14 protein-coding genes are annotated in these 12388 nt (G+C 68.8%); 7 read left to right on the top strand and 7 right to left on the bottom strand.

Translation table 11 applies throughout. The features are described 5' to 3' along the window. Positions 1 to 489 precede the first annotated feature (489 nt). Positions 490 to 1113 carry a riboflavin synthase gene (locus ACWEH3_RS21015; protein WP_450015781.1) on the bottom strand — a complete coding sequence of 208 codons (624 nt, stop codon included), beginning with the start codon at positions 1111 to 1113 and terminating at the stop codon, positions 490 to 492. Positions 1114 to 1676: 563 nt separating this feature from the next. Between ACWEH3_RS21015 and ACWEH3_RS21020 the strand changes: the two genes are divergently transcribed. Beyond that, a complete protein-coding gene (locus ACWEH3_RS21020; RefSeq protein WP_450015779.1) occupies positions 1677 to 2147 on the top strand; it encodes a hypothetical protein in 471 nt (156 codons plus the stop codon). Between the two features lie 6 nt (positions 2148 to 2153). Here the strand turns inward: ACWEH3_RS21020 and rpe are convergent, their stop codons facing one another. Further along, on the bottom strand, positions 2154 to 2810 hold the full coding sequence (gene rpe / locus ACWEH3_RS21025; RefSeq protein ID WP_450015828.1) for a ribulose-phosphate 3-epimerase: 657 nt from the start codon (positions 2808 to 2810) through the stop codon (positions 2154 to 2156). Between the two features lie 96 nt (positions 2811 to 2906). On the opposite strand from rpe, the gene ACWEH3_RS21030 reads away from it, so the two are divergent. Both ACWEH3_RS21030 and ACWEH3_RS21035 read left to right on the top strand, forming a co-directional pair. Further along, positions 2907 to 3329 (top strand): anti-sigma factor, encoded by a 423-nt coding sequence (locus tag ACWEH3_RS21030; protein ID WP_355070725.1) that lies wholly within the window; start codon positions 2907 to 2909, stop codon positions 3327 to 3329. Beyond that, a complete protein-coding gene (locus ACWEH3_RS21035; RefSeq protein ID WP_450015777.1) occupies positions 3329 to 4192 on the top strand; it encodes an RNA polymerase sigma factor SigF in 864 nt (287 codons plus the stop codon). Before ACWEH3_RS21030 ends, ACWEH3_RS21035 begins: the two co-directional genes overlap by 1 nt. Before the next feature lie 6 nt (positions 4193 to 4198). Here the strand turns inward: ACWEH3_RS21035 and ACWEH3_RS21040 are convergent, their stop codons facing one another. From ACWEH3_RS21040 to def, 3 genes are read right to left on the bottom strand one after another with little or no spacing between them, the layout of a single operon-like run. After that, positions 4199 to 5869: a transcription antitermination factor NusB gene (locus ACWEH3_RS21040; protein WP_450015775.1), complete on the bottom strand. Its 1671-nt coding sequence runs from the start codon at positions 5867 to 5869 to the stop codon at positions 4199 to 4201. Beyond that, positions 5866 to 6789 carry a methionyl-tRNA formyltransferase gene (gene fmt, locus ACWEH3_RS21045; RefSeq protein WP_450015773.1) on the bottom strand — a complete coding sequence of 308 codons (924 nt, stop codon included), beginning with the start codon at positions 6787 to 6789 and terminating at the stop codon, positions 5866 to 5868. The genes ACWEH3_RS21040 and fmt overlap by 4 nt, the downstream gene beginning before the upstream one ends. Beyond that, positions 6789 to 7355: a peptide deformylase gene (def, locus tag ACWEH3_RS21050; RefSeq protein ID WP_450015771.1), complete on the bottom strand. Its 567-nt coding sequence runs from the start codon at positions 7353 to 7355 to the stop codon at positions 6789 to 6791. Before def ends, fmt begins: the two co-directional genes overlap by 1 nt. Before the next feature lie 464 nt (positions 7356 to 7819). On the opposite strand from def, the gene ACWEH3_RS21055 reads away from it, so the two are divergent. The 3 genes from ACWEH3_RS21055 (at position 7820) to ACWEH3_RS21065 (ending at position 9270) form a co-directional block, all read left to right on the top strand. Continuing rightward, positions 7820 to 8044, top strand: a complete 225-nt coding sequence (locus ACWEH3_RS21055; protein WP_450015769.1) for a hypothetical protein — start codon at positions 7820 to 7822, stop codon at positions 8042 to 8044. After that, positions 8020 to 8205, top strand: coding sequence for a hypothetical protein (locus tag ACWEH3_RS21060; RefSeq protein ID WP_450015767.1), 186 nt, complete (start codon positions 8020 to 8022; stop codon positions 8203 to 8205). Before ACWEH3_RS21055 ends, ACWEH3_RS21060 begins: the two co-directional genes overlap by 25 nt. Before the next feature lie 558 nt (positions 8206 to 8763). Further along, the gene (locus ACWEH3_RS21065; protein ID WP_450015765.1) at positions 8764 to 9270 is read left to right on the top strand and encodes a hypothetical protein; all 507 of its coding nucleotides are present in this window, start codon (positions 8764 to 8766) and stop codon (positions 9268 to 9270) included. Here ACWEH3_RS21065 and ACWEH3_RS21070 read toward each other — a convergent pair. Then, positions 9248 to 10063: a COG4705 family protein gene (locus tag ACWEH3_RS21070; protein ID WP_450015763.1), complete on the bottom strand. Its 816-nt coding sequence runs from the start codon at positions 10061 to 10063 to the stop codon at positions 9248 to 9250. The two genes, ACWEH3_RS21065 and ACWEH3_RS21070, sit on opposite strands and share 23 nt — an antisense overlap. 122 nt (positions 10064 to 10185) lie before the next feature. Here ACWEH3_RS21070 and ACWEH3_RS21075 point away from each other — a divergent pair, with 122 nt between their 5' ends. Continuing rightward, positions 10186 to 11592, top strand: a complete 1407-nt coding sequence (locus ACWEH3_RS21075) for a sensor histidine kinase (protein WP_450015762.1) — start codon at positions 10186 to 10188, stop codon at positions 11590 to 11592. Here the strand turns inward: ACWEH3_RS21075 and ACWEH3_RS21080 are convergent. After that, a complete protein-coding gene (locus ACWEH3_RS21080) occupies positions 11497 to 12228 on the bottom strand; it encodes a response regulator transcription factor (RefSeq protein ID WP_450015760.1) in 732 nt (243 codons plus the stop codon). The genes ACWEH3_RS21075 and ACWEH3_RS21080 overlap by 96 nt on opposite strands. Positions 12229 to 12388: the final 160 nt, after the last annotated feature.

The following is a 12388-nucleotide window of genomic DNA, read 5'->3' on the forward strand; positions in this document are numbered from 1 at the left end:
GACCGCCGCTGGCGACTTCGTCGCGGACGCGGCGGCCGCTCGGACGCGAGCCGGGCCGCGAACGGCGCATGCTCGGTCTCGCTTCGCTCGAAAGTCGTGGTCGAGGTGCGCTGGGCGCTCGGTGCTGGGATCAACCGACCCGTATGTTCGCCGCGGCCCGCCGCCCGGCATGAAAACCGTCGACTGCCACGGCCTCTCGAGACCTGGGCTCGTAGCGGCCATCCGCGCCTACCGGCTGGCAGATGCGAGAGTGTCTCGGATGCTCGCTCAGGCGCAGGCGGGGCCTGCTCTGTCTCGCGTCGCTCGGAGACCGAAGTGATGCCGATCCGACCGGTCGAGACGATGCTCATCGAACCCGCACGGCCGACGGTCACCGTGACTCCGCGTGGCGGTGGCAGCTCGGATGACGGCGTCGCGGCAGCCCTATTACGCCTGCGACCCCCGCCGCGCAGCCTCGTGGGCGGGCGGGAACGAGCGGGGCGGCCACTGTCAGCCGCGCTGCTGGAGGCGTTCGACGTACTTGGCGATCACGTCGACTTCCAGGTTGACGGTGGTGCCGACGGTGGCGAAGCCGAGGTTGGTCAGGGAGAGCGTGGTGGGGATGAGGGAGACCTCGAACCAGTCGCCGCTGCCGGTCTCGGCGGGCTCGTCGGAAACGCCGAGGCCGGAGACGGTGAGCGAGATGCCGTCCACGGTGATCGACCCCTTCTCCACGACGTAGCGGGCGATGTTCTCGGGCAGCGAGATCCGCACCACGTCCCAGTTGTCCGACGGAGTGCGCGAGAGCACGGTGCCGGTGCCATCGACGTGGCCTTGGACCAAGTGGCCGCCGAGCCTGCTGTTCAGAGCGGCGGCGCGCTCGAGGTTTACCTTGGCGCCGACGTCCAGCTTGCCGATGCTGGAGCGATTGAGCGTCTCCGTCATGACGTCGACGGTGAACGAGTCGCCGCCGACCACCTCCACGACGGTCAGGCACACTCCGTTCACGGCGATCGAATCACCGTGCCCGGCATCGGAGGTCACCAGCTCGCCCTTGATCGTCAGCCGCGCGGCGTCGGTCAGCTGCTCGCTGGCGACGATCTCGCCGAGTTCCTCGACGATGCCTGTGAACATGTGCTGTGACTCCTGTCGCGTCGTTGTCTTCCGGTTGCGGAACAGCGCGGGACCCGGCCGCTATTCCCGCACCTCCTCAGCCTAGTGACGCGGGGTCGCCGTAGACAGCCGCGTTCCGTGCCCGCCGAGGGCGGACCGGGCGACGCGCCGGAACCGACCGCAGGGCGGGCCGAGGCGGGCGGAACCGGCCGGTCCCATCGAAAATGGAACGAAATATGTCCACACCCGCCGTGATCGCCCGGACGGACGAGATATCCATGATTATTCTGCGACATTTGACGTACCGCACGAATTAATTTACCCCGCAGAGAGATTGCGGATTCATTCTCGATACCCGAACGAAACACGGTTATAACGCAGATTCTGCGCTCGGACGACGCGGGAGGCGATATCGTTACGCGGCTGACTTCTCGCGTTCAACTTTCCCGACCATGCAGTCCGATGACACGCCCTACCAGGGAACATGGCCGACAAGCGGGAAGCCTGCCACACGATGTCCACTCCTCGAGAAAGCCGGAGAACACAGTGGAACAAATTGTGTCGAACGCAGCTGGAGGCGCAGTGTGACCACATTTCTCGATTCGACGCCGGAAGTTCGCTGCTCACGGTATCGGCGCGAATTCCAGCTGCCCGCATCGATGGATCCCGGTTCGCACCGCATTCTCCTGCACATCGGTGTCGACTACGGCGCCGTCACCATGCCCGCCGAACTCGGGGAGCAGGTGCTTCGGCAACTCGCTCGAGACGGTGTCGCCGGGCCGGTGGTCGACCATCCGCGAGCCAAGCACTGGACGTTCCTCACCGGCCCCGCCGGGCCGGACGCCGTCAGCCCGGCGGTCTCGGCCGAATTGTTCCGCCTCTACGCCGCGGTGGCCTGCACGGGCAGCCAAGTGGTGCTGCCCTCGCCGGACGACGAGCGCACCGGATATCGCGTGTGGATCCGGTCACCCGAGGCCGGTGCCCGCCGCCCGCCGATCAGCGCGGTGATCGAGACGATCCGCGCGGTCGCCGCGCGTGGAACGCGGACCGGCTAACACCGTTCAGCGGACCCACGCCGAGGCCGCCTGTCTGCGCAGCTTCTCCACGGTGGCCCCGGGGTCGGCGGTGCTGTAGACCGCGGAACCGGCGACGAAGCAGTCCACACCCGCCTCCGCGGCCGCCTCGATGGTGTCGGCGTTGATCCCGCCGTCGATCTCGACCAGCAGCCGCAGCTCACCGGAATCGACCAGGTTCCGCACGACGCGCGCCTTCTGCAGCACCTCCGGAATGAACGACTGCCCGCCGAAGCCGGGTTCCACGCTCATCACCAGCAGCGTGTCGAATTCGCGCAGGATCTCCAGGTACGGCTCGATCGGCGTGCCCGGCTTCACCGAGAGCCCCGCCTTGGCGCCCGCGGCGCGGATGTCGCGGGCCACCGCGATCGGATCGTCGGTCGCCTCCGCGTGGAAAGTCACGTTGCGCGCGCCCGCCTCGGCGTACGGCGGCGCCCAGCGGCCCGGATTCTCGATCATCAGGTGGCAGTCGAGGGGGATCTCGGTCGCCTTCAGCAGGCTCTCCACCACCGGGAGGCCGATCGTGAGATTCGGCACGAAGTGCGCGTCCATCACGTCCACGTGCAGCCAGTCGGCGCCTGCGACGGCCGCCGCTTCGTCCGCGAGGTGCGCGAAGTCGGCGGACAGGATGGAGGGGGCGATCATCGGAGCGGCCGGACGCGGGTGAATCGGGTTGGACACAACGCCGGAGTCTAACGGTCCCCAGGGTTGTCCAGCACGGGAGTGGGTAGCCTGCATAGGGTGATCAATATTTCGGCGGAACAGGGGCTCTACAGCACCCCGGTGGAGATTCGGGTGGCGGCGTCGGTGACACAACTGCCCATCGTGCGTGGGCTCGCCGAAACACTCGTCCTACTCAGCGATTTCACACTGGACGAGGTGGCCGATATCCGGCTGGCCGTCGACGAGGTCTGCTCGACCCTGATCGCGGTCGCCGCCCCGGAATCGAGCCTGAACTGCCGTTTCACCGTCGGCGACACCGTGTTGCTGGTCCGGGTCGACGGCTTGGCGGAGAAGCCGGGGCTGCCCGACCAGCGCAGCTTCGGCTGGCACGTGCTGCGCACCCTCACCGACTCGGTGGAGGCGACCCAGGATTCGTTCGACGCGACGGTTTCCGGATATCCGACGACGGTCGAGTTCCGTCGGGTCCGGGGGAAGGCGTAGTGGCGGACGAAGACACCGTGTACGACTCCCAGCGCGACGACGACGCCGACACGCTGACCACCGAGGACGAGACCGATGCCGAGGAGACCCTGGAGGCGGCGGGCGCGGTTCCCGGTTACGACGATGTCGGATTGCTCTTCGAGCAGCTCGCGTCCAGTGAGGCGGGGACCACGCGGCACAGCGCGCTGCGCGCGGAGCTGATCAGCCGCTGCATTCCGCTCGCCGACCACATCGCCAGGAAGTTCAGCGGGCGCGGTGAGCCGTTCGACGACCTGACCCAGGTCGCGCGGGTGGGGTTGGTGCACGCGGTGGACCGTTTCGACGTCGAGCGCGGCTCCAACTTCCTGTCTTTCGCGGTGCCGACCATCATGGGTGAGGTCCGCCGGTATTTCCGCGACAACACCTGGGCGATGCGAGTGCCGCGGCGTGTCAAGGAGACTCACCTACGCATCGGCGCGGCGATCGACAGTCTCTCCCAGACTCTCGGCCGCTCGCCGACGGCGAAGGAAATCGCCGCCGAGCTCGACGTCGACCCGGACGAGGTGACCCAGGCGGTCATCGCGGGCAACGCCTACCAGCCGAGTTCGATCGACGCGGCCACGCTCGGCCGCGACACCGACGCCTCGCTCCTGGACACCCTCGGTGAGGAGGAGTCCCAGTTCGATCGGGTCGAGGAGTACGTCGCGATCCGTCCGCTGCTGGCCGGGTTGCCGGAGCGGGAACGGCGCATCCTCACCATGCGGTTCTTCGAATCGATGACCCAGACGCAGATCGCGCAGCAGATGGGCATTTCCCAGATGCACGTTTCGCGCATCCTCGCCAAGACCCTCGCCCGCTTGCGGGAGCAATCCAGCCGGGAATGACCGCGCTCAGCGCGGCTTGCGCAGCGCCGCCACGAACATGGCGTCGGTACCGTGCCGGTGCGGCCACAACTGTGCCCCCGGCCCGTCGCCGACATCGGTGACGCCGGGCAACAGTTCGCGGGTGTCGAGCTGCTCGGCGCCGAGGCGGCGCACCGCATCGGCGACGATGGACACCGTCTCCGGCAGATGGGGCGAGCAGGTCGAGTACACCACGACCCCGCCAGGGCGCAGCAGATCCCATGCGGCGGTGAGCAATTCGCGCTGCAACACCACCAGATCCCGGACGTCCGCCGGGGTGCGCCGCCACCGCGCCTCAGGTCTGCGGCGCAGCGCTCCGAGGCCGGTGCAGGGGGCGTCGACCAGAATGCGGTCGTAGCCCGGGGTCAGTCCGCTGGCGCGGCCGTCGGCGACGTGCACGTCCACCGGCAGGTCGTGCACGGCTTTGCGGACCAGCTCGGCGCGGTGCGCGGCGGGCTCGACCGCGTCCACCCGGAAACCGTCGATCGCGGCGATCGCCCCCAGCAGCGCGGCCTTGCCGCCCGGTCCTGCGCACAGGTCGAGCCAGCGACCGGTGTCCGGACCGTCGAGCGTGGCCCTGGTCAACGCCAGGGCCACCAGCTGGCTGCCTTCGTCCTGCACTGCCGCCATGCCCTCGCGGACCGGCTCCAGCTTGCCGGGATCGCCGCCGTCCAGATAGACCGCGTACGGCGACCAGCGGCCCTCCTCGCCGCCGGTGACCAGCGCGAGTTCCTCCGCGGTGATGTCGCCGGGGCGGGCCACCAGGTGCACCAGCGGGCGGGCGTCGTCGGCGGCGAGCACGTCGCGCAGTTCCGCCGCTCGCGCGCCCAGCGCGTCGGCGAATGCCTGCGCGATCCAGACGGGATGGGCGTGCTCGAACGCCAACCGGCCGAGGGGGTCGGCGGGCGCGAGCGCGTCGACCCATTGCTCGGGGGTCTTCTCCGCCGCGCGCCGGAGCACCGCATTGACGAAACCGGCTTTGCCCGTGCCGAATTCGGCGCGCGTCAGCGCGACGGAGGTGTCAACGGCGGCGTGCGCTCCGATCCGGGTGCGCAGCAACTGGTAGACGCCGAGCCGGAGCACGTCCAGCAGGGGTCCGTCGATCTCCTCGATCGGCCTGCCCGCGCCTTCGGCGATCACCGCGTCCAGTAGCCCCAGCGACCGGCACGCGCCGTAGGCGAGTTCGGTGGCCAGTGCGGCGTCCCGACCTGACAATCCCCGTTCTCGCAGCAGCGCGGGCAGAACGAGATTGGCGTAGGCGTCGCGCTCCCGGACCGCCCGCAGCACATCCCTGGCGACCGACCGCGGCGGGTCGGCGGATTCCCTTCGATGCGGTCGTCCGGCGGCTTTGGCCCCTTGGCGCGGCGCGGTTTGCGAAGCCGGGCGCCCGCCGGTGGAACGGTCCGATCGGCCCGCCGCCGAGCGTCGTCCGGTGGAGCCGCGTCGTTCGTCGCGATCACGACCGCCCGCCTCGGCGCGCCCACCGCCGGAACGCCGACCGGTCGCCCGTGACCTGTCCGCCGCGTCGCGATCCTGCTGCTTCCCGCCACCCTGCGCGCGTGCCCGGCCTGCCTCGCCGGAACGATTCGGCGCGGACTCTCGCTCGTCGCGCCGCCGGTCGCGTGCGTTGCCGTCGCCGGGCCGATTGCCGCGCGTCATTCGACCACCGCGCCCGGCTGCAGGCGGGCGCCGCGCGCCCAGTCGAGCGCGGCCATCATGCGCTTGCCCTGCGGCTGCACCTGGTCGAGCCGCACCGCGGTGGTCGCGGTGCCGATGAACACACCGGACTTGCGTACCTCGATCACCCGCTCCGGCAATTCCTCCTCGACCAGTTCGACCGGCCCCAGCTTCAACCGGGTGCCGCCGACCTCGGTCCACGCCCCCGGCGCGGGGGTGACCGCGCGGATCCGCCTGCTGATGGCCAGCGCGGGCAGATCCCAGCGCACGTGCCCGGCCTCGACGCCGAGCTTGGGCGCGTACGAGACGCCGTCGGTGGACTGCGGGATCGCTTGCAAACTCCCGTCCTCCACTCCGTCGAGCGTCGCTTCCAGCAGGCGCGAGCCGCTGTCGGCCAGCCGCTCCAGGAGAGTGCCCGCGGTGTCGGTGACGGTGATCTTCTCGGTCACCATGCCGAAGACCGGGCCGGTGTCCAGTCCGGCCTCGATCTGGAAGGTGGAGGCGCCGGTGATCTCGTCGCCCGCATCGATCGCGGCCTGCACCGGCGCCGCGCCGCGCCACGCGGGCAGCAGCGAGAAATGCAGGTTGATCCAGCCGAAGCGCGGGATGTCGAGCACCTGCTGGGGTAGCAGCGCGCCGTAGGCGACGACGGGGCAGCAGTCCGGCGCCAATTCGGTGAGCCGCGCGACGAATTCCGGCTCCGACGGCCGCCGCGGGGTGAACACCGGGATGCCGTGTTCGTCGGCCAGCAGGCCGACCGGCGACCTGGTCACCTTCCGGCCGCGCCCCGCGACCGCGTCCGGCCGCGTCACCACGGCGACGACCTCGTGGTGCGCCGATTCCAGCAGACGACGCAGCGACGGAACCGCCGGTTCCGGGGTGCCAGCGAAGACGACGCGCATCAGCGGCCCGCTCCGAACGGGTTGGGCCGACCCGCACCGCTCATCGCACGGGCCGGGCGCACCGTCAAGCCCGCTGCGAACCAATCGGATTCGCGGATCACCCGCATCGCCTCCTTGCGCTGAGCCGGGTCGAGACGGTCGATGAACAGCACGCCGTCGAGATGGTCGGTCTCGTGCTGCACGCACCGCGCCAGCAACCCTTCGGCTTCGAACGCGACCGGTGCGCCGTCGACGTCCACACCGGTTGCCCGCACCCGCAGGGCCCGGCGCGTGTCGTAGCGCACGCCGGGAATCGACAGGCAGCCTTCCGGCCCCACCTGCTCCTCATCGCCGACGACCTCCCACTGCGGGTTGACCAGATGCCCCGCGGCGTCGCCCGTGTCGTAGACGAACACGCGCAGCCCGACCCCGATCTGCGGCGCGGCCATCCCGACCCCGCCGTCGTCGTGCATCGTCTCGGTCAGATCGGTCACCAGCTGCCGCAGATCACGATCGAACGCGGTGACCTCCGCGGCGCGGGCACGCAAGATGGGATCGCCGAACAGGCGAACGGGCTGGATGGTCACGGCTGGCTCCCGGAAGCGACGAATACGGTCGCCCCATTCTAGTGAGACGACCGGAAATCCCCGATTCGCCAGCCGGAAGCTGGTACAACTCCTATGCGGTCCGGGCGGGGTGTCGATCCCTCCGCCCGGCCGCCCGGAAAAGCCCTGGTGAGCGACCTGTCGATGACACCTGACCTGCTTCTCACCTGCAGGTTCACAACGCATCGGTGCATTTCAGTACCGAACGTAACGGGATTCTGGTGACGGCGTCAACACCGCAGGTCAGAGCAGTTTTGGTTGCTGTGGTGGTGACGGCGTCACCAGCAAAGTGGTGACGGCGTCACCACCCCGTCAACCAGGTGCTCATACGCATGCGCTGCTGCAGCCGGGCGAACGACGGCACGCCGGTGGCCGGGTCGAGAGCGACGATCATCTCCCTTCCCTCATCACCGTCCACGGCATGTCACGGCACGGGTGGCTGGCGGTTGGGCGCACCTCGCGGCCGCCGGTATCCGCTGTGGTTCGCACTGCGGCGGCCATGGCGGCAGTTGTCGTATCCGGCGGCGCGGGCGATGTTCAGTCGAGCCCAGCGGCTGCTGGGCTCGAATTGGTCGATCCACGACCTGCGACATACCGCGAGCTACCGCATGAGCAACGACCCGCAGATGAATATCACCGATGTCCAGTGGATCTCGGCCACGCTCGTCTGACCACGACCCAGCTCTACACCACTCCCAGCCGCGACGAGGTGATCGCCAGCGTCTTGGCCCACCACGCTCGCCGAGCCGACGCCACAGCGTCGATGCCGCCGCCTCCGGCATCCGGATACAACCCGCGCTCCCTCGAGGTGCTGTTCGGCAGGCCCCGGTGACAGCCGCGGCAGCTGCGGACAGCAGGACGGGCGGCAGGTTCGAACCGATCAAGGCCGCGCGGGGTGTGCTCGCCCAACAGTTGCTGGCGCAGTTTCCCGCCCGGCCCCGTGCACGCCGCATAACACGATGAGCATCGAGGAAGTCATCGCTCACCTTGACAGCCCACGCTTCCGCGGCAACGAGGGAACCCATCGGCATCGCCGCCGGGTTGCGCAGGTGGTGCTGGGCTGGTTGCGGGAGTTTCCCGGTGAAAGCTGGCAGCAACGGTGGCAGACCACCGGCGCCGACGAGAAGCGGACAGGTTGGGCAGCGACGGCGCTGACATCGCTGCGGCAGCGAGGCCGGGGCGGGAAAGCCAATGACCTGCTGGCCGACGGAACCATGGTGGAGACCACCGCGCCCCGCAACTCCTACATCCCCCTGCTCACTCTCGTGCGGGCGTTCTATCTCGACCTCGCCCAGTGGGCCACCGAAGACCCGGCACGCTGGGCAGTCCCCTGCCCGATCAGCGCTACGGAACTCGATTCGCGGAAACTGGATTCCACCGCAAAGCACGCATGGACCAACGCACCCGCGAGCGGCTGCCGCTGCTCCCCGCCCTGGTGGCGACCGCGCAGCGCCGGGCCGAGGAAGCCCGGATCCGGCTGGAGGCCGCGCTGGCGTGCGGTCAGGCGGAATCGGTCACCGTCCTGGGTGAGACGTTCACCAAACCCGCGGGGCGAGGACCGTATCGGGTGCGACGGGCAACGCGGTTGATCGACTTCTTCCGGCCGTTTCCGGGTTGTGCCGCGCCGCGTATCGCGGCGCGCGGAGCCACCGGCGCCGGCCCCAACTGCGCCACCCGATACCACGCGGCTGCCAGGGCCACCATGACCATGCACAGCACCGCCAGTTCGACGCCGGGCTCTACGGTCCGCGTGCACCAGCGCCCCTTCCTCGTGTCGCCGCGGCCTGCCGGGTATTCGTTGCCGTGCACCGGTGTGCGTGGGACGCCGACCGGCTTGGGCAACATGCGCAGCGGGTGGAAGGGAGGCGGTGGGGTCAGTGGGTGTCGGCGGCGATGACTGGCTGTGGCGTGGTGGTTGTCGGGCTTTTCCTGGTGTGACTGTAGGTGATTCCGGCGATGAGGATGGCCAGCAGCGCGGCGGTGGTGCCCCAGGTGCCGAAGCCGAGTCCGCCCTTGTCGTGGGGTTTGGACAGCAGGTCGCCGACGGTGGCGCCGAGGGGGCGGGTGAGGATGAACGCCAGCCAGAACAGCAGCACTGCGGAGATCCGGGTGAGGTAGTGGCCGGCCAGGATCGCGGCCATGACGGCGACGATGAGGGTGGCGCTGCCCCAGTAGCCGAGTCCGGAGCTGTCGGAGAGATAGTCGCCCACGGAGGTGCCCAGGGTGTTGGACAGCAGGATCGCTGCCCAGTAGAGGATCTCCCCGCGGATGTTGGTGATGCTGGTGACGTCGTAGGTTTGCCCGCTGAGTTTCCAGACGCCGAACACGATCGCGAGGCCGGTGATGAGCAGGATGGCTCCGGCTCCGTAGCCGAGTCCGTTGTCGGTGGAGGTTCCCGAGCCGGGTCCGCGGTTGATCAGATCGGAGATGGTGGTTCCCGCGGTGCTCGTGGTGGCGATGACCGTCCAGTACAGGGCGGGGTGGAAGCTGCGTGCGCGGAGTTGGATGGCCAGGCTGATCGCAAACAGTGACAGGAACAGGACCGATGCGGCCGCGTAGCCGAGGTGCAGGGTTTGGGCCAGCAGGTCGCCCCCGGTCTCCCCGAGTGTGGTCGCGGCGATCTTGAGCACCCAGAAAAGGGCTGTGACCTGGGGAAGTTTATAGCTCGAGTGGGTTTGGGCTCGCGTCACCAGGCAGCTTCCTTCGCTCAGTGGGGCGCTGGGGAGTTCACGCCCGGGAGTATGCCGCCTGGCCGCTGAGAGATCGCTGAGACGACTGGGAAGATCGGCGCGGTGCGGTCGATGATGGGGCAATGATCCAGTTGCGCGCTGTGGTGTCGCCGTCGCGGTGGGGGCTGCGCATCCGTTCGGCGGTGGTGTCGGCGGTAGTCGTCGCGGTGGTGTTGGCCGCGGCCGCGGCGGCGATTCTGTGGTTTCTGCACCGTTCGTTGCTCCGGGAGTTGGATTCCACGGCCGAGGCCCGCGCCGCGGACGTCGCCGCCGAACTGACCCGCACCTCGCCTTCCGCGGTACCGGAGGCACTGCTGAACGACGACGGCAACATCGCGGTCGTGCAGGTGCTCGCGGCGGACGGAAACGTCGCTCGCAGCTCTAGCTCGAAATTCACCACCCCGGTGCTTGTCACCGACACCGACGCCACAGGCCTGCGGGGCCGCGGAGAGTACGACGACTGGCGAATCACCACCCGCAGCGTCGCCACCCGGGAGGGTTTGCTGAGGGTGCTGGTGGCCGTCGACAGCGAGTCGGCCGAGCAAGCGGTCACAAAGGTTACCGCGCTGCTGGGGTTGGTGGGGCCCACGGTCGTGCTGGCCTCCGCGGCGGCGACATATCTGTTGGTGGGCAGATCTCTGCGGTCGGTGGAGGCGATCCGGTCACGAGTAGCCCGGATCGGTGGCGCCGATCTGTCCGAGCGTGTGCCGGTACCGGCAGCCCGTGACGAGATCGCATGGTTGGCCGAAACCATGAATGGCATGCTCGCGCGGGTGGAAGCGACACATGCCGCGCAACGACGCTTCGTCGCCGACGCCTCCCACGAACTGCGCAGCCCGCTGGCTACCCTCACCGCCGCGCTGGAACTGGCCCGCGATCAGCCCACATCTTTCGACCAGGACATGATCACCGCGACGATGCTGCCGGAGACCCACCGCATGCGCTCGTTGATCGAGGACTTGCTCACCCTCGCCGCCGCTGATGAGAACGGTCTCGAGTTGCACGCCGAGGAGGTCGATCTCGATGATGTGGCTCGCGTCGAAGCCGCGGCTTTGCGGTTGCGCGGACTGACCCCTATCACTACCGACACCACACCGGTACGAGTGATCGGTGATCCGAAGCGTCTGACCCGGATGATGCGCAACCTGCTCGACAATGCCGCCGCCCATGCCCGTGCCCGGGTGGCGGTCGCCACAGCGGCCATCGGTGATCGTGCTCGCATCGTCGTCGAGGACGACGGCCTCGGCGTGCCGATCCCCGACCGGCAACGGATCTTCGAGCGCTTCGTGCGACTGGATCCCGGCCGCGCCCGCGCAACCGGCGGTTCCGGCCTCGGGCTGGCGATCGTCGCCGAGGTCGTCACCGCTCACGGCGGGAATATCACTGTGACCGAATCACGGTGGGGCGGGGCGTGTTTCGTGGTCGATCTGCCCGTCGCGGGACCCGTCGGGGTCGTCCGGGTCGATCAGCCGGTATCCGACACCCCGTAGTGTCTGGATGCTGTCACTCCCGAAGGGCGCATCGATCTTCCTGCGGAGATAGCCGACGTAGACCTCGACAACGTTCTCCGGTCCGTCGTAGTGCGCATCCCACACATTCCGCAGTATCTGCGTTTTGCTCAACGCGATGCCTTTGTGCCGTAGAAGGAACTCGAGCAGACCGAATTCTCTGGCGGTCAGCGATATGCCCGTGTTACCTCGGCGCACGACGCGGCGGGCTGGGTCGAGCACGAGATCACCTGCGGTCAGCGCAACGGGTTGCTGGGGGCTGCGGCGGCGCAGCAGCGCCCGTAGCCTGGCGATGAGCACGACGAAGGAGAACGGTTTGGACAGGTAGTCATCCGCGCCCAGACCGAATGCGTCCACCTGGTCGTAGTCGCCGTCCTTCGCCGTCAGCATCAGCACCGGCGTCGTCACATCGCGTGTGCGCAGCCGACGCAACACCTCATAGCCGCTCAGCCCCGGCAGCATGATATCCAACACGATCACATCGAAGTCGTCCTCCAACGCCCACCACAATCCGTCGGTCCCGGTATCGGCGAGTTGAACGACCGCACCCTCGGTCTCGAGCCCGCGACGCAGCAATTGCGCCAGCCGGGGCTCGTCCTCCACCACCAGCACCCGCATCCACCCAGCATGCACCACCGCCTGATGCCGCCGACCCCCACCTCGACGCTCTCAACATCCTCTCAGCCGACATCCGACACCCTCGGCACATGCATCCGACTCCAGCGCCCGCACGGCCCCGCCTGCCCTCACCCGATACTCCGGCGCTGGTGTCCTGGTT

The organism is Nocardia sp. NPDC004718 (assembly GCF_053601535.1).